This is a genomic window from Marininema halotolerans (assembly GCF_900116235.1).
Classification (GTDB): domain Bacteria; phylum Bacillota; class Bacilli; order Thermoactinomycetales; family DSM-45169; genus Marininema; species Marininema halotolerans.
Genome location: NZ_FPAA01000002.1, coordinates 159,782 through 177,728, shown reverse-complemented (window position 1 = coordinate 177,728; position 17,947 = coordinate 159,782). Strand labels below are relative to the sequence as shown.

The window sequence follows — 17,947 nt, the reverse complement described above, 5'->3', positions numbered from 1 at the left end:
TCTTTATTGATAAACCTCTTAACTAGGAGGTTTATTTTTCGATGTTTGCAAATTATTCGGAGACTCCCTTGTATTTTACTTGATACATGGTTGTTAAGCAGGAGTGGAACTCTTGTTTATCAATGAACTCCCAGCATTGCGCTAGAAGAAAAAGAATATTCACTTTTTTATCCGTTAGCTTATATTGATCGGATATGGTTAGTGCTTCTTGTAAATAGGAAATCGCAGTTTGTTGATCATCCTGAATTCCGTGGTATTTACCCAAGAGGATCAGTGTATCCACTAAACCCGGTATTTCATTCATTTGCTTAAATAGAAATAAAGCTTCATTTATAACATGGTAACTTTCCTTAAAGCGTTGTTGTTTCATATATAGGGTGGAGAGGTTCAGCTGTGTGCGGGCGATATCACTTGGTTGAATTTTTTTGCTTTTAATGGATAAGGCAATCTGATAGCAATCTTCCGCCTTTGTAGCATCCATATTTCTGTGATGAATATCTGCTAAACGATTCCATAATGTGAATAATTGATGGGGATGACCGTTAATCCTAGCAATTGAAATCCCTTCATTACAATAATTAGCGGCTAAATCAAATTGACGTAAACGAGACAATAGTTCCGCGCGCCACCCATAAAATCCAAGAATCACATTTATATCATGGGACATCAACATGGGATCCCAATAATCTTCAATAAGTTTTAATGCTTCGCCTACCCTCCCTAATTTTTCTAGAAAGCCGACTTTTTTCTCGATCAGTTTAACCTTTAAGTGTTTTTTTTCTTCCCCCTCTTTAAAGGCCCCTAGACCACTTTCAATATAATCCAATGCTTGCTCGGTTTGATGGTTCTGGGAACTAATCATTCCTAACACATAAAAGCTAGCCGCTTCAATATTACTTTTCTTTCCATAGGGACTTTGACTGGAGAGGCGGATGGCATCAAATAAGCATCGTTGTGCTTTTTCAAGCTGTTGTAACTGATTGAAACAGGTTCCTGTTAAAAAATAGATGTTGGCCGCATAAGGGTGGCTATCATCTAATTGCAATGTTTTTAATTGTTGGAGTGCATCATCAATATTGCCTGCGTCACGCATGGTTTCAATCATAAATAACTGAAATGTTAACTCATGCAATGCTTCTTGTTCTTGAATAATAAGATGGGGGATATCCTCTAATCGGATGTCTAACTTCTCTAATAGATAAGTCGCACGTTGTGGATTAACATGGGGAATTCCTCGTTCAATATTACTGATAGTAGCAGGGGAGATATTTTCGTCTGCCAGATCTTCTAAGCGTAACCCTTTTTCCTTCCGTACTTTTCGAATAATTTCGCCAATCTCTTGAATCTCAAATGTGTTCATCATAATCACCTTCCATCTCAATTCTTGTAAGACATGGCTATTTTATACCAAAAGTAGAAAATTGGAAATCATTCGAAGGTTTTTTTGTGATGTTTTTTTGTATGGTGGTTAAAAAACGGAATAATAATAAAAATTTTTATTATTTATATTTGATTATTGTCTTAAAAAACAAGTTAGGGAAAAATTATCTGTTTAATAATTAATAATTTTTTATGGGAGTTTCAGATGCTGAATCTGTACTTGTTTCTGCCTTCATGCTCTCCATTAGGAAATCGATCAAATGAAGGGCTCGAAGCTGATTCTGGAGGCGAGCTCGATGAATCCCGATGGTTAATTGAAGAAGACAACCCGGATTGGATGTCACAATCGTATTTGCTTGAGTATGGCGAATGCGCTCCATTTTTTCATCGAGAATATGAAAGGATGTATGCGGGTGAGTCAGATTATAGATACCCGCTGAACCGCAGCAACGCTCGGATTCAGCAAGTTCAACGAGCTCGATCTTTGGAATCAAGGAGAGGAGGTTAAGGGGTTCCTTTTCCACTTTCATGCCATTTTGTAGATGACAGGATGACTGATAGGTCACTCGCTGCTGGAGAGGGTGTAGGGTTAGTGGTCGCCCAGCAAGAATCAACTCACTAATGTCCTTCACACGGTTAGCAAAGGAATGAGCGAAAGCTTTCCACTGTGGGGAATTTTTTAGTAAATAGGGATAATCGATAAGGTGAGCACCGCAGCCTCCCGCATTGGAAGCAATCCAGTCAATATCCATTTTTAAAAATAAGTCGATATTTTCTTTTGCAAGCTGATGCGCTTTTTTCTCTTCTCCAGCATGGGCATGAAGAGCACCACAACAGGGTTGTTTGTTGGGGAGGATCACGTCGTATCCAGCTGCTTGAAGAATCTGAACCGTATGGGTGTTGGTTTGTGGAAATAGGACATCCATAATGCATCCTGGGAAAAGAGCGACACGTCCAATCGCAACCCCATGAGCGGGATGAAAATCCGTTTTCATTCGTTCACGAACACCACGGTGGCTGGCTAAGGGGAGCGCCTTGTCCATATGAAGTAGGTGAGAAGGCAGTATTTTTTTGGCCAACCCTGAACGAAGAAAAAGGGTTCGTAGACCCAGTTGTTGATAGACAAAGAAAAGGACGGCTACGATACGAAGACGACTTCGGTGGGGAAGCAGTGTGTGAAAAAAAAGTCGTCTTATTAATTTGTTCCATAATGGAGTAGGTACATGGGAGGTAATAGCTGCTCGCGATTGCTCGAGAAGGTGACCAAAGCGAACGTCTGCGGGACATGCGGGTTCACATGCTCGGCAGCCAAGGCAATAGTTCATCTGTTTTTGAAAGGTAGGATCCGGGCTTATTTTCCCATCATGAATCGCTTTCATAAGAGCAATTCTTCCTCGTGGAGAAGCGGCTTCCTTGCCAGATTCTTGGTATGTGGGACATGAGGGTAAACAGAAGCCACAACGCATACAACGGGTGAGTTCTTCTTCATCCAGTGTCTGACGAAGTGTCTCTTCAAGGTCGTTCCATGGATTTGTGGACACATGAATACCTCCTTGGTTCTTACGACCGAAAAATTTTACCTGGATTCAATAGGTTGGTGGGGTCCAACGCTTTTTTTATCGCGTGAAGAGCATGGTACCCTGCATGACCCACTTTCCATTCGAGATAAGGAGCTTTAGCAAGGCCTACGCCATGTTCGCCTGTAATCGTACCGCCGAGGCGAATCGCTGCAGCGAAGATGTCGGCAAGGGCTTTTTCCACTCGAGGAAGCTCAAGGGAATCGCGTGCATCTGTGAGAATGGTTGGATGCAAATTACCATCCCCTGCATGACCAAAGGTACAGATGGTCAGTTGATGATGGTCGGCAATATCTGTGATAATTTTTACCATCGTAGCAATTTGTGAACGAGGGACTGTAATATCTTCTAATATAAGAGTGGGTCGACACCGAGCGAGTGCAGAGAGAGCATTTCTCCGTGCTGCCATTAATTTTGTGCCCTCTGCAAGATTTTGTGCTACATGGGTGTGTACAGAACCAAAGTCGAGACAGATTTGGTTAATTTTTTTTAAATCGTCTTCGACAATTGAAGGCGATCCATCCTGTTCAATTAAAAGTATGGCTGCCATATCCCGGGGGAGTCCAATCTTTGCATGATCCTCTACCACTTGTATCGTTCGTTGATCCATAAATTCCAGGGTGCACGGAATGATTCGAGCAGCAATAATTGCAGAGACCGTACGGGCGGCAGAATCGATATTGTTAAATTGAGCCATCATGGTTTTACGCGTTTCAGGAAGCGGGATGAGTTTGAGAATGGCTTCCGTAATGATGGCAAGGGTTCCCTCTGATCCAACCAACAGGCGAGTCATGTCATATCCTGCGACATCCTTTACAAGCTTCCCTCCTGTACGGATCACTTCACCGTTTGCAAGTACTGCCTCCAGTCCAAGAACATAATCGCGCGTTGTTCCATATTTAAGTCCACGTAATCCGCCGGATCCCTCTGCAATGTTCCCTCCAATCGTTGAAATTTTCATGCTACTTGGATCGGGAGGATAGAAGAGCCAATTTGCTTCGACTGCTTCATGAATGGCTTGGGTTAGCACACCGGGTTGGACGGTTATCGTTAAGTTCTCTTGGTCAATTTCCACAATGTTATTCATCCGGGTCATTACCATGACCATTCCTCCTTGATGGGGGACGGTATCAGCAGCCAGGTTTGTACCAGAGCCGCGACCAATAACGGGAATGTGATGTTCGTTAGCCAGTCGAAGGATTTTTTGGACATCTTCAGTCGTCTTAGGAAAGACTACACCATCAGGAAGTTCTTGATAGAGGGGGGTAGCGTCGTAGGAGTAAGTGATACACGTTTCTGTATCGTCGCAAACAAATTCGTTACCCAAGATCCTGATTAGTGATTCTTTTATCTTTGTGCTAAACACGAAATCATCTCCTTTCCCTTATAAGTTATGAATATTCTGCCGATCACCTTCACAAAAGAAAACATCATTCTGTTAGGGTGGAGTGTTACATCGAAAAACGAAAACATCGCCTTATTGAACATGTTAGCATTGTTGCTTTTGGGAATGTGAGTTACATAGAAGGTGTAGGAGGAAGAGGGATGTTAAATTCCTTCGCATTAGATGGATATCATTTAAGCAGACTGCTTATTACAAGGGTAGATGGAATATCGAGAATGTGAAACCTCCACAGACCTGGGCTTTGGAAAGAGAGAGGGATCGTGATGATAAATCAGCAGAATGACCGCAAGACAGGGTTTGTCCCCTATGTGTCTGCGGATAAGACATTGCCAGAATTAACCTGGATGGCATGTGTACTTGGAATCGTGTTAGCTGTTGTTTTTGGTGCAGCTAACGCCTACCTGGGGTTGAAAATTGGATTAACGGTTTCCGCTTCGATCCCAGCTGCGGTGATCTCTATGGGAATTTTACGAGGGATCTTTCGCCGGGAGTCTATCTTAGAAAATAACATTGTACAAACGATGACAACTGCTGGAGAAGCGATTGGTGCGGGGGCGGTTTTTACGCTACCCGCCCTATTCCTGTGGGATTTGAATCCGAACCAAGGCATGATTGCCTTTATTGCATTAACGGGTGGATTTCTTGGGGTATTTATGATGATTCCTCTCCGGCGGCTTTTAATTGTCAATGAACACGAAACGCTTCCCTATCCTGAAGGAACCGCCTGTGCTGAAGTGCTGAAAAGTGGTGAAACTGGCGGAAAGAACGCCCGCTTAGTAGGGGCAGGTTTCTTGGTTGGGGGGATCGTGAAGGCGTTAGGCGACGGGTTTGTGTTATTTAAAACGGAGATTGAAGCTCAAATCAGCAAGTTCAAAAATGCTGTGATAGGCCTCGATATTTATCCAGCGTTGCTCGGTGTAGGATATATCATTGGGCCCCGCATTGCGGGTCAGATGATGGCAGGTGGCCTTCTCGCCTGGGTCGTACTCATTCCCTTAATTAGTTTCTTTGGTGCAGGCTCCTCGCAGACGATCTTCCCGGCTGCGGCCCCGATTGCAGAATTGGATGCTTGGGGAATATGGAAAGGGTACATTACTTATATTGGTGCTGGTGCTGTAGCAGTCGCTGGATTAATCACCATGGTGAAGACCCTTCCAACCCTGATTTATTCCATTCGCGATACCATTCAAAGTGCACGTAAAAATCAGTTAGGTGGACAAGGGTTAGCAAGAACCGATCAAGATATCCCATTAAAATGGGTTGGCATCGGTGTATTTGTAATCGTCTTGATTTTGGCTTTTGCCCCTCTTACGAACATTGGAGTGATTGGCGCACTCTCGATTGCGGTGTTTGGTTTTTTGTTTGTCGCAGTTGCTTCACGCATTGTAGGGGTAGTGGGAAGTTCATCCTCCCCAGTTTCTGGGATGACCATTGCCACCATCCTCATTGTCACCTTTATCTTTAAGGCGACAGGGTTAAGTGGAATACACGGAATGATCGCTGCTCTCATCGTCGGGGCAATCGTTTGTACCGCGTTGGCGGTGTCCGGGGATATTTCTCAGGATCTAAAAACAGGGCATTTAATTGGAGGGACCCCTTGGAAGCAACAGATTGCCATGATGATCGGTGTCGTTGCCTCAGGACTGGTGATTGGTGTGGTTCTTGTTATTTTAAACGAAGCCTATGGAATGGGGTCGAAGGAATTACTTGCTCCAAAGGCGGTGTTGATGAAGACGATCATTGAAGGGATGATGAGAGGCGATCTCCCTTGGGACTTAATCTTTCTCGGAGCTGGTATTGCCATCGTTATTGAATTTTTAGGTCTCAATTCGTTGGTTGTCGCAGTGGGGGTATACTTGCCGATTCATGTGAGTGCACCCATCATTGTCGGTGGTGGGATTCGTTGGATCATTGATGCGACGACGAAGGATTTCGATCTTCGTAAAATGCGTAATGAAGCAGGGGTTCTCTTTGCGTCGGGCCTTATTGCAGGGGAATCGCTTATCGGTGTAGTCATTGCCATTCTGATTGTCAGTGGCGTAAGCATCCCATCATCACCGATGAGTGAAAATATGTGGATCTCCCTCGGCGTGTTTGGTGTCGTAGGGTTACTTTTATGGTGGGTTGCCTATCGCTCAGCGGGAAGGCGGCTGAAGCATGGAGCTAAATAAGACGGGAGATGGTGATCATCCATGGTAGGGAATAAGCCGTCAAATTTGCTTACCATGTTACCGATTCTTAAAGAGCCCTTCACACTTGCGCGGACAGAGGATATAGAAGCAGACTTAGCAACGCTAATTATTCCGCGAAGGGGATGGTTGGAGAGATTATCGATTCGCTTGTTCAATCAGCCTGCAACCATCCGAGTTCATATGGATGCCCTGGGTAGCTTTGTTTTAAGGCGATGCACAGGGAAGATGACAGTAGAGGAGCTGGCTCTGGCTTTGGAGCAGCATTTTGGAGATCAGGCCGAACCGATTTTGCCACGGTTAGTAACCTTTCTACAAATCGTTGAGGGGAATGGTTGGATTCGTATGAAGAGCAAGGAATGATTCCGTCGAGGTAGTTAAAAGCCCCGTGCAATTGTGCACGGGGCTTATATTAATCATGGGTACTAGCGGAAGGTGAGAAGGATAAAAGAAAGTGCGAGATCGACCAAGCCTATGGTGAGGGTCAGTGTAATCAGCATCTGTGAAGCCCAAGCCTTTCGTTCTTCGCCACTGTCTCCACCATCAGGCGAATCATCAAAATCATCGTTCATCGGGTTATTTGACATGATTTTAAATAATTTTGAAAATCCACGGCTAAAGTTGTTGAAAAAACCGCCATTGACTACAAAGTAAGTCGCAGCAATCAACATGGAGATGAGGCCAGTCATAAAGAGTGCATTAATCCAACGAATGGTTGATCCATTACTTAGTAACCAGGTTACTAAAATACTGAGTAATGAAACAAATACGCCCCATAGATAACGATTGTTGAGCATAAAATCCTCCTCCCTGAGACTTCAAGTTTATCCCAAAGTGAGTGAAGGCGCAATTTTCGACAAATCAAATCAATTGTCCCTGTTTTTTGACTTCTCTTTTTTCGGTAGTGAATATCATTTATAATTAAGTGTGCCTTCATATGTTGGATCAATTATGGGAATGAGTGAAAGCGTAATCATGATGCTACGTAAGGGATTTTAGATTCAGGGGGGAAGTACGACGATGATCAAAGGGCTTAAGGTAAGTTTGATCGGGTTTTTAGGATGTAGTTTGCTGCTGTCTGCTTGTGGTGGAATTAATGGTGGGCCGGATGGCGGGGATCTGGGAGGAGCCGCCGATACTAAACAAGTGCTTGATATTACTGCTGCCGCAGAGCCAAGTAGTTTAGATCCATCAAAAGCGGTAGATACCGTCGCATTTGATGTCTTGAATAATGTGAATGAAGGATTGTTTCGCCTTGATCGAGATAATCGACCAGAAGAAGCCATCGCATCCAGGATGGAAATCTCAGCAGATAAAAAGGTGTACACATTTGTTTTGCGAGATGCAAAATGGAGTGATGGCAAGCCTGTGACGGCAAAGGATTTTGAGTATTCATGGAAACGAACACTCAATCCTAAAACGGCATCGGAGTACAGTTATATTTTATACGTAATTAAAAATGCTAAAGACTATAACTTGGGAAAAAAATCAGAAAAAGAAGTAGGTATCAAGGCAATCGATGATAAAACGTTACGGGTGGAATTGGAAGAACCAAGTCCATTCTTTCAGGGATTAACCGCATTTCCGGTGTTCTTTCCACAACGAAAAGATGTGGTTGAAAAATTCGGCAATCAATATGCTACCGAGCCTGATCGGATGGTAACGAATGGGCCTTATACTCTATCGAAATGGCAACATGAGCAACAGATGACACTGAAGAAGAGTAAAACGTACTGGGATCGTAGTGGGGTGAAGTTAACTACGGCCAATATGTATATTATTAAAGATACCGCCACCGGTGTGAATCTTTATAACACTGGCAAGACGGATATGACTCAATTGGACTCCGCCCTTTCGGATGCCTTCAAGAAAAGCCCCGAATTCACTCCCTATACTGGGGCGATTAGCCAATATGTCGTCTTTAACACAGACAAAAAGTTTTTTTCCAATACAAAGATACGTAAAGCAATCAGTTATGCGATTGATCGGGATACCTTGGCCAAATTGCTGAAAGATGGATCAAAGCCAGCCACTGCTTTTGTTCCGCCAACCATTACTGGGACAGATAATGAGTCCTTCAGAAAGCATGCTTCCCAAGGGCAACTATATAACCCAACAGAAGCAAAACGTCTATTGAAAGAAGGAATGAAAGAGGAGGGCATTATTTCCAAGCCGAAGCTTTCTCTATTAAGTTATGATGATTATCGCAAACAGGCAGCGATATTCATTCAAGATCAATTAAAAACACTCCTTGGGATCGATATCGTAGTAAATCCACAGCCGATGAAACAAAAGACAGATAAAGAAAGCAAAGGTGAATTTGAGCTTTCCCTAGCAGGCTGGGGAGCTGATTACAATGATCCGATGACGTTCCTTGATACCATGTTATCGGATACCTCCTTTAATTATGGAGACTGGAAGAATAAAGAGTATGATTCCTTGATCGAAAAATCGCAAATCAATCCCAATTTTAAAGAACGTGTAGAAGATATGACAAAGGCAGAGGAAATCATGTTAGAGGATGCTGCGATTGCCCCTGTACTTTATGGGGGGAAAATCTACCTACAAAAGCAGTATGTAAAAGATGTTATACGACATCCTGTCGGGGCCGAACTAAGCCTTAAGTGGGCCTATCTCGATGGTAAATCTAAGTAAAAATTTAATATTCATTGAAAAAAAAGTGTAATTCCCCTAATGAAATTGCGCTTTTATGGAGATTACCACACATTTTATCCAATATTTTCTCGTTTGATTTTAAGGATAGCAACGGTTATGATAATCTTAGCTTATCCAAAAGAAGTCGAATAAAGTGTGTAATCGTTTTCCCTTTTTCAGCTTGCTTGAAACGGGATTTCTCGAAAAAGACGGAAAAAATCCGCGGATCAAGGGGGAATTTCGGGAATTGAGTCGAATCAATATGCCTTGGGCAATAGAATCCGAATATTCCCTTTGTCGGAGAATCATATACCGTCTACAACGTTGGTGTTATAGATCCTAAGGATCATAACAACATAGAAATATTTCTCAATTCCCAAGGGGGGAAACTCATGCGTAGAAAGTTATATCTCTCACTCACTAGCCTAGTGGTTGCTAGTCTAGCGTTGAGCGCTTGCGGTGGTGTCCAAGATGATACCGCTGGAAAAAAGAAGCAAATTTTTAACATGGTGGATGTTTCAGAGCCACCTCAGTTGAATAGTGCAAAGACATCTGACGCGTCATCCCTGTACCTTCTTAACAACGTCATGGAAGGTCTCTATCGTATGGATAAGAATAATGAGCCAATCCCAGCGATAGCGAATGATGTAAAAATTAGCGGAGACAAAAAAACTTATACCTTTACCCTTCGTGATGCAAAATGGAGCGATGGGAAGCCCGTTACTGCTAAGGATTTTGAATTTGCTTGGAAAACTGCCCTAGATCCGAAAACGAAAGCTGAATATAGTAACATTTTGTACCCGATTAAAGGTGCAGAAGCTTTTAATATGTCAAAGGGTAAAGAAAGCGATGTAGGAGTTAAAGCGATTGACGATAAAACCTTAAAAGTAGAACTGAAAAATCCGGTTCCGTACTTTCTCAATTTGACGACCTTTGGTACCTTTAAACCTATTCGTCAAGACATCTATGAGAAATATGGTAGCAAATATGCGACCGAGCCGGATAAAATGGTTTACAATGGTCCCTTTGTTATGTCCGAATGGAAACACGAAAAAAGCTATGATCTCAAGAAGAACGACAGCTATTGGGACAAAAAGAATGTCAAGCTAGCAGGGGTTCATACGGATATCGTGAAGGATCAGAACACTGCTCAGAACTTGTATCAAACAGGTAAGACGGATTTCACTTCTTTGAGCCAGGAATTTGTGGATAAGTGGAAGGGTAAGCCAGAGGTAATGCCTTTCAAAGAAGCAACTACCTTCTATTTACAATTCAACACCAAAAACAAATTCTTTAAAAATGCAAAGATCCGGAAAGCGATTTCCATGGCAGTTGATCGGAAGACAATGACGGATAAGATTGAGAAGAATGGATCAAAGCCTGCTGGGGCACTAGTTCCACCGAATATCAAAGCAACAGAGGATCAAATGTTCCGTGAAATGACCAAGGAATATGTAAGCTATGATAAAAAAGAAGCGAAGAAGCTCTTAAAAGAAGGGATGAAAGAAGAAGGAATTAAAAAGATCCCGTCGATTGAGTTATTAGGCTATGATTCAAGTAATGGGAAGAAGGATCAAGAGTATCTGAAAGAACAATTGAATGATGTACTCGGGATTGACGTGGATTTGCGGCCAATGCCTTTCAGTCAAAAATTGGATCTTGAAAATAAAGGAAAGTTCCAAATTACCTTTGCGGGTTGGGGTGCCGATTACAATGATCCGATGACCTTCCTCGACATGTGGATTACTGGAAATTCGTTTAACCGTGGGAAATGGAGCAACAAAGAATTTGACAAACTGATTAAAAAATCACAAGCCAATCCTGACTTTAAACAGCGAATTGAAGACTTGAAAAAGGCCGAAGCGGTGATGATGGATGAAGCACCGATAGCTCCTCTTTATTATCGCTCCCGCCTATATCTGAAGAAACCCTATGTGAAGGGTCTCGTCACCCATCCCTTTGGTGCAGATTTCACCTTTAAGTGGATGTCGATCGAAGAGAAGTAAGACAATCTATACCAAACAACTAAAATGGTGCGCGAGAAGGTATATGCCTTGGGGGTATATACCTTCTGTGCGCTAACCATTCATCTGTAGAGCGATTGTGACTATTATGAGAAAGGAGTGTTGTGTGATGGGCCGTTATGTACTTCAGCGGATGATGTATATGCTTATTACGTTGTGGGTCATTATTACCCTTACCTTTTTTCTAATGCACTCGATGCCAGGCTCTCCCTTACAACATGAAGATAAAATTCCTGTCGAATTGAAGGAACAAATTCTCAAACAATATGGGTTGGATCAGCCCTTGCCTGTCCAATACGTTAAATTTTTGGGTAATCTATTTCAAGGGGATTTGGGAACTTCCTTTAAATATGATGGTCGGAGTGTTACGGAGTTGATCTTGCAAGGGTTTCCTGCTTCCTTACAATTAGGACTTCAGGCGACAGCAGTCGGTGTTTTGTTTGGTCTCCTCTTGGGATGTATTGCAGCACTGCGACGGGGAAGTTGGGTGGATAACACAGCGAACATCTTCTCAATTCTCGGCTATTCGGTACCCAACTTTGTCTTGGCAACACTACTTGCTTACTTTGTGGGGGTAAAGCTCGGATGGCTTCCAGTAGGGTTATGGCATGGCCCTGAGTATAGTATCCTGCCAAGTATATCGTTGGCCGTGTTAGTGATTGCAACCATGGCGCGCTATATCCGTACGGAGATGCTGGAAGTTTTGGGTCAGGATTATATGAAGACTGCCAAAGCGAAGGGACTCAGTGCAAGAACGGCAATTACTAAACATGCACTGCGGAATGCATTGATTCCAGCAGTGACAGTACTCGGCCCACTCGTGATTAACTTGATAACAGGTTCTCTGGTTGTGGAACGGATATTTGCAATACCAGGGATGGGCTGGATGTTTGTCGACTCCATCCAAATACAAGACTACACGGTCATTATGGGTGTGACAATTTTTTATAGCGCCTTGATTATTGTGACCATGTTTTTGGTGGATGTTCTCTATGGAATTATTGACCCTCGGATTCGTATTGGAGGTGTGAAGGAGTGAACACCATGAATTCATCAACGCAAAAAATGACTCCTGAAATGTTTGAACCCGTAGCAAAGGATACCCTAGCACAAGAGGGGGTAGCAAGTAAAAAGATTACCTTCTGGGGCGATGTATGGCGTCGCTTTCGCCAGAATAAAGGGGCTTTACTCGGCGTATTGCTATTAGTAATCATTGCTGTGTTAGCAATTGTAGGACCGGATATTAACTCCTATTCCTATCGAGCAACTAACTATGAGATTACGAACCAAGAGACGGTGGGTGACCATTGGTTTGGAACGGATGGTTTAGGGCGTGATATCTGGACAAGAACGTGGTATGGAGCTGGAATCTCGTTGCTGATTGCTTTATTAGCCACAGGATTTGATCTCTTAATCGGTGTTCCTTATGGCTGCATATCAGGCTATTATGGTGGGAAAGTTGATAACTGGATGCAACGGATTATTGAGGTACTGTACGGCATTCCTAATTTGATTGTCATTATTTTGTTATTGCTGTGGTTGAAACCTGGGATTATTGCCATCGCTTTGGCATTGGGGATTACGGGTTGGATTACCATGGCGCGGGTGGTTCGTGGCCAAATGCTGAAACTAAAGTCTCAGGAATATGTGTTGGCAGCTCGCACATTGGGAGCAAGCACCCGACGGATGTTGACGAAACACATGCTTCCTAATGTACTTGGTCCTGTGATTATTACAGTAATGTTCTCGATCCCAACAGCGATCTTCTTTGAAGCGTTTCTTGCCTTTATCGGCTTAGGGATTCGACCGCCCCAAGCAAGTCTAGGTGTGTTGATCAATGATGGTTACCAGGTACTGCAATTGTTCCCTTATCAGTTGTTTTATCCCGCGCTGATTCTGTCATTGATTATGTTGAGTTTTAATCTTGTTGGGGATGGATTGCGTGACGCGTTGGATCCGAAGTTGCGTCAATAAACGAAGGAAGGAGGAGGAGTTTCATGGATCGTAATAATGTGCTCGAAGTAAAAGATCTTCATGTCTCGTTTCATACCTACAATGGAGAGGTACAAGCTGTTAGAGGGGTCTCCTTTGAGGAGAAAAAGGGTGAGACGGTTGCCGTTGTAGGGGAATCAGGATGCGGAAAAAGTGTGACTTCCCAAAGTATCATGCGGTTAATTCCTCAACCACCCGGTGTCTTTAAACATGGAGAAATTTTGTTCGAAGGCAATGACTTAACGAAGCTTCCTGAAAAGCAGATGGAAGGGATTCGTGGGAAAGATATTGCGATGATCTTCCAGGATCCGATGACATCTCTCAACCCTACCATGACGATTGGTAAACAAATCATGGAAGGGCTAGTTAAGCACCGAAAGTTAGGGAGAGCCGAAGCAAAAGAAAAGGCACTTGAGATGCTGCGCCTAGTAGGAATTCCTAGCCCCGGATCGCGAATTGATCAATATCCCCATCAATTTAGTGGTGGGATGAGGCAACGGGCAATGATTGCGATTGCTTTGGCGTGTGCTCCCAAACTGTTGATTGCGGATGAACCGACAACCGCCTTAGATGTGACCATTCAAGCGCAGATTTTGGATCTGATGAATGATTTGAAGGAGAAGATGGACACTTCCATCATCTTAATTACCCATGATCTTGGTGTGGTAGCTGAAACGGCAGATCGTGTTGTCGTGATGTATGCAGGGAAGGTGGTAGAAACCGGGACGGTGGAGGAAATATTTAATCGTCCGCGTCATCCCTATACATGGGGTTTGATGGGCTCGATGCCCCGCATGGATCTCTCAAGGGATACTGAATTGACACCGATCCTAGGAGCTCCACCGAACCTTCTCTCTCCACCAAAGGGTTGCCCTTTTGCAAGTCGCTGTCCTCATGCGATGAAAGTATGTAAAGAGCAAATGCCAGAAACAACGGATGCGTCCGGTACCCAACGTGTAGCTTGTTGGTTAGAACACCCCATGGCGCCATCGGTTGAAATTCCTCATGACTTGGTAGGAGGTGCTTCCAAATGAGCAAAGTCGAACCGAAAGTGGAAAAGATTCTCGAAGTTGAACAGGTCAAAAAGCACTTTCATGTCGGACGAGGACAACTTGTTCAGGCGGTAGATAATGTTTCCTTTGAAGTATATAAGGGTGAGACCCTGGGTCTCGTTGGTGAATCGGGTTGTGGGAAGTCCACCATTGGACGCACGATCATCCGTTTGTATGATGCAACGGATGGGGATATTCGTTTCAAGGGTAAAACCACCAAAGATCTTAAAGGGAAAAACCTAAAGCAATTTAACCGAGAAATGCAAATGATCTTCCAAGATCCCTATGCCTCATTGAACCCGCGTATGACAGTAGGGGATATTATCGCGGAAGGGTTAGATATTCATGAATTGGCAAAGGGAAAAGCTCGTCAGGAGAAAGTAGTCGAGCTCCTAAAGACCGTTGGACTTAACGAAGAGCATGCGGATCGTTTTCCTCATGAATTCTCCGGTGGTCAACGGCAACGGATTGGAATTGCACGTGCCCTGGCAGTCGATCCAGAATTTATTATTGCAGATGAGCCGATTTCGGCGTTGGATGTTTCGATTCAGGCTCAGGTTGTTAACTTGATGAAGAAGCTGCAACGGGAAAAGGGACTCACTTATCTATTCATCGCCCACGATCTATCCATGGTTAAATACATCAGTGACCGTGTAGGTGTGATGTATTTGGGAAATATGGTTGAACTAGCGGATAGTCAAGAGCTTTATGATAACCCTCTCCATCCTTATACCGAGGCACTCTTATCAGCTGTTCCGATTCCTGATCCGGATACGGAAAAACGTAGAGAGCGTATTATCTTGAAGGGGGACGTTCCAAGTCCGATTGACCCTCCAAGTGGTTGCCGTTTTCGTACACGTTGTCCCAAAGCGATGGATATTTGTGCAAAGGAAGTACCCACGTGGCAGGAAGTTCGTCCACTCCATTGGGTATCCTGTCATTTATACCAAGAGGAGTCCTTGAAAAAGGAAGAAGGAATGAAGTAAAGCGCATGAGTAACTTAAAGACAACCGCTTCCCAGAAATAAATTCTGGGAAGCGGTTGTCTTTGTCCACAAAAATACCGCTTCTTGATTAAGAAGCGGTAGGGCTGATAAAAGGACGTGATTATAATACTTGTTCGACTTCCGTGACACCAGGAACTTCCTCGACCAATGCACGCTCGATTCCTGCCTTAAGGGTGATGGTAGAGCTAGGACAACTACCACATGCGCCGAGAAGACGTACTTTTACGATTCCATCTTCAATATCTACGAGTTCAACGTCACCACCGTCGCGTTGAATGAATGGGCGTAGTTTATCTAAGACTTCCTGTACTTGTTCTCTCATGGATATGACTCCTTTCAGCAAAGGTCCCTAACAAACTGGACGGTATTTGCTCACCATTTATTTTAAAACGAAGTGAATATAAAATCAATCAATGGACGTGGAAATTAAGGAAATGCCCATTAAACCTGTCATGAAAAAATCCTTTCCAACTGCTATAATACTTTAACACAGTAATCGGATTGTTTTTATCGGAATGAAAAACATGATAGGATAAGGTGGATATAATACGTATGAACCTGACAAAAAAGCGCAAGAGAAGAGGGCTGATGGATGAAACACGTTTATGACGATATAAAGGATTTGATTGGCCAGACTCCGATTGTTCGCATTAAGCGCTTTACCTTACCCGAAGGGGTACAGATTTTTGCTAAATTGGAATCCTTCAACCCAGGTGGAAGTGTGAAGGATCGTTTAGGTATAGCGCTCATCCGAGCGGGAGAAGAAAGTGGTCAATTAAAACCAGGGGGAACCATTATTGAGCCAACTGCAGGAAACACGGGGATTGGCCTTGCTCTCGCTGCTGTGGGCACGGGGTATCGGGTCATGTTCGTTGTCCCAGAAAAATTTTCACAGGAGAAGCAACAATTAATGCGTGCCCTTGGAGCTGAAGTGGTAAATACCCCCACTTCCGAAGGGATTAAAGGTGCAATCAAGAAAGCGAAAGAACTTGAGTCCGAGGTAGAGAATGCCTATTGTCCACAGCAATTTCAAAATCCAGCCAATCCAGCGATTCACTATGAGAGTACAGGACCTGAGATTTGGGAACAGATGGATGGTCAAGTCAACGTATTTGTAGCAGGTGCAGGATCCGGCGGGACGTTTATGGGGTGTGCTCGCTATTTAAAGGAAATGAATCCGTCAATTAAAACCGTGATTGTTGAACCGGAAGGGTCGATTTTAAAAGGAGAACCAGGTCCGCATAAGACCGAGGGTATTGGGATGGAATTAATCCCATCTTATATGGAGCCCTCATACTTTGATGATATTCACGTGGTTACCGATGATGAGGCGTTTCGTCGGGTAAGAGAGCTGTCGCAATTGGAAGGGTTATTGGTGGCAAGTTCATCAGGAGCTGCCTTTAGTGCCGCGCTACGAGAAGCTGAAAGAGCAAAGCCAGGTACGAATATTGTTGTGATTTTCCCGGATAGTAGTGAACGATACTTAAGTCAGCAAATTTATTCTGAGGAGGGTTAAGATCATGCGCTTGGATACAAAATTGATTCATGGTGGAATTATGGGAGATAAACAAACGGGGGCGGTTAGCGTTCCGATCTATCAGGTGTCTACGTATCAACAAGAGGCGATTGGTAAGCATCGTGGATATGAATACTCCCGTACAGGGAATCCGACACGAACCGCGCTAGAAACCTTGATTGCAGAGTTGGAAAATGGAGTACGGGGGTTTGCTTTTGCATCGGGGATGGCGGCTGTCTCAACGGTTGTCTCCATGTTTAACCAAGGAGATCATTTAGTTGTGGGTGACGATATTTATGGAGGAACGTATCGGGTTCTTTCTAAGGTGTTCAATCGATTGGGCATTCGCAGTACCTTTGTCGACAGCAGTCGACCAGAAGAAGTTGAGGCTGCAATTTTACCAGAGACCAAGGCGGTTTATATTGAAACGCCGAGTAACCCACTATTAAAGGTAACGGATCTTTCTAAAATGACTTCCATTTGTCAATCAAAAGGGCTTCTCTTGATCGTAGATAACACCTTTTTGACACCGTATTGGCAAAATCCATTGGATTTAGGTGCGGATATCGTACTGCACAGTGCCACAAAATACATTGGTGGACATAGTGATGTAGTCGCAGGTCTTGTGGTTGTAAACAGTGAGGAAATGGGTGAGCAACTTCATTTTCTACAAAATTCAATAGGTGCTGTCTTGGGGCCACAGGATTCCTGGCTACTGATGCGGGGATTGAAGACGCTTGGTTTACGTATGCGCCAACATGAAAAAGGAGCTGCCCAGCTGGCAAAATGGTTAGCGAGTCGAAAAGATATTGAAAGTGTATTTTACCCAGGATTAAAGGATCATGTGGGTCATGAAATTGCCCGTGCACAAGCGCGTGGTTTTGGTGGGATGATCTCCTTTGATGTGGGGAGTGGACAACGGGCAGAAGAGGTACTCTCTCGTACAAAGTGGTTTACTTTAGCAGAGAGCTTAGGAGCGGTAGAGAGCTTAATTTCGGTTCCTGCTCGGATGACCCATGCATCGATCCCTGAAGAACGTCGTGCGGAGCTTGGAATTGTAGAGGGTTTAATTCGTATATCGGTGGGAGTGGAAGATCCAGAGGACCTCATCGAAGATTTAGAACAGGCTCTTCAACCTTAATTATGCATGA

At 43.7% G+C, this 17,947-nt stretch carries 15 protein-coding genes; 10 read left to right on the top strand and 5 right to left on the bottom strand.

The window, feature by feature from the left end; genetic code table 11:
• Window positions 1–52: 52 nt before the first annotated feature.
• The 3 genes from CHX35_RS03200 to CHX35_RS03190 all read right to left on the bottom strand — a co-directional run bounded on the left by CHX35_RS03200 (window position 53) and on the right by CHX35_RS03190 (window position 4,323).
• Window positions 53–1,360, bottom strand: a complete 1,308-nt coding sequence (locus CHX35_RS03200; protein ID WP_176391852.1) for a helix-turn-helix domain-containing protein — start codon at window positions 1,358–1,360, stop codon at window positions 53–55.
• 199 nt (window positions 1,361–1,559) lie between these two features.
• On the bottom strand, window positions 1,560–2,921 hold the full coding sequence (locus CHX35_RS03195) for a (Fe-S)-binding protein (protein WP_245838599.1): 1,362 nt from the start codon (window positions 2,919–2,921) through the stop codon (window positions 1,560–1,562).
• A gap of 19 nt (window positions 2,922–2,940) precedes the next feature.
• Window positions 2,941–4,323, bottom strand: coding sequence for an FAD-binding oxidoreductase (locus tag CHX35_RS03190; protein ID WP_091833824.1), 1,383 nt, complete (start codon window positions 4,321–4,323; stop codon window positions 2,941–2,943).
• A 305-nt stretch (window positions 4,324–4,628) separates the two neighbouring features.
• On the opposite strand from CHX35_RS03190, the gene CHX35_RS03185 reads away from it, so the two are divergent.
• Together CHX35_RS03185 and CHX35_RS03180 are read left to right on the top strand one after the other, a co-directional pair.
• Window positions 4,629–6,533 carry an OPT family oligopeptide transporter gene (locus tag CHX35_RS03185; RefSeq protein ID WP_091834448.1) on the top strand — a complete coding sequence of 635 codons (1,905 nt, stop codon included), beginning with the start codon at window positions 4,629–4,631 and terminating at the stop codon, window positions 6,531–6,533.
• Window positions 6,534–6,554: 21 nt separating this feature from the next.
• Window positions 6,555–6,914, top strand: coding sequence for a PqqD family protein (locus CHX35_RS03180; protein WP_091833821.1), 360 nt, complete (start codon window positions 6,555–6,557; stop codon window positions 6,912–6,914).
• A 62-nt stretch (window positions 6,915–6,976) separates the two neighbouring features.
• On the opposite strand, the gene CHX35_RS03175 is transcribed toward CHX35_RS03180, so the two are convergent.
• Complete coding sequence (locus CHX35_RS03175) at window positions 6,977–7,348, bottom strand: DUF3899 domain-containing protein (RefSeq protein WP_091833816.1); 372 nt, start codon at window positions 7,346–7,348, stop codon at window positions 6,977–6,979.
• Between the two features lie 223 nt (window positions 7,349–7,571).
• Between CHX35_RS03175 and CHX35_RS03170 the strand changes: the two genes are divergently transcribed.
• From CHX35_RS03170 to CHX35_RS03145, 6 genes are all read left to right on the top strand, one after another.
• On the top strand, window positions 7,572–9,206 hold the full coding sequence (locus tag CHX35_RS03170; protein ID WP_091833813.1) for a peptide ABC transporter substrate-binding protein: 1,635 nt from the start codon (window positions 7,572–7,574) through the stop codon (window positions 9,204–9,206).
• A gap of 392 nt (window positions 9,207–9,598) precedes the next feature.
• On the top strand, window positions 9,599–11,212 hold the full coding sequence (locus tag CHX35_RS03165) for a peptide ABC transporter substrate-binding protein (protein WP_091833809.1): 1,614 nt from the start codon (window positions 9,599–9,601) through the stop codon (window positions 11,210–11,212).
• A 127-nt stretch (window positions 11,213–11,339) separates the two neighbouring features.
• A complete protein-coding gene (locus CHX35_RS03160; protein ID WP_091833806.1) occupies window positions 11,340–12,269 on the top strand; it encodes an ABC transporter permease in 930 nt (309 codons plus the stop codon).
• A 5-nt stretch (window positions 12,270–12,274) separates the two neighbouring features.
• The gene (locus CHX35_RS03155; RefSeq protein WP_091834446.1) at window positions 12,275–13,204 is read left to right on the top strand and encodes an ABC transporter permease; all 930 of its coding nucleotides are present in this window, start codon (window positions 12,275–12,277) and stop codon (window positions 13,202–13,204) included.
• A 23-nt stretch (window positions 13,205–13,227) separates the two neighbouring features.
• Window positions 13,228–14,256 carry an ABC transporter ATP-binding protein gene (locus CHX35_RS03150; RefSeq protein WP_091833803.1) on the top strand — a complete coding sequence of 343 codons (1,029 nt, stop codon included), beginning with the start codon at window positions 13,228–13,230 and terminating at the stop codon, window positions 14,254–14,256.
• Window positions 14,253–15,260, top strand: coding sequence for an ABC transporter ATP-binding protein (locus CHX35_RS03145; protein ID WP_091833800.1), 1,008 nt, complete (start codon window positions 14,253–14,255; stop codon window positions 15,258–15,260). The genes CHX35_RS03150 and CHX35_RS03145 overlap by 4 nt, the downstream gene beginning before the upstream one ends.
• A gap of 120 nt (window positions 15,261–15,380) precedes the next feature.
• Here the strand turns inward: CHX35_RS03145 and CHX35_RS03140 are convergent, their stop codons facing one another.
• Entirely contained in the window at window positions 15,381–15,602 is a 222-nt protein-coding gene (locus tag CHX35_RS03140) for a NifU family protein (protein WP_091833797.1), read from the bottom strand.
• Window positions 15,603–15,872: 270 nt separating this feature from the next.
• On the opposite strand from CHX35_RS03140, the gene CHX35_RS03135 reads away from it, so the two are divergent.
• Window positions 15,873–16,796 (top strand): PLP-dependent cysteine synthase family protein, encoded by a 924-nt coding sequence (locus CHX35_RS03135; protein ID WP_091833794.1) that lies wholly within the window; start codon window positions 15,873–15,875, stop codon window positions 16,794–16,796.
• A 4-nt stretch (window positions 16,797–16,800) separates the two neighbouring features.
• Window positions 16,801–17,937, top strand: coding sequence for a bifunctional cystathionine gamma-lyase/homocysteine desulfhydrase (locus CHX35_RS03130; RefSeq protein WP_091833791.1), 1,137 nt, complete (start codon window positions 16,801–16,803; stop codon window positions 17,935–17,937).
• Window positions 17,938–17,947: the final 10 nt, after the last annotated feature.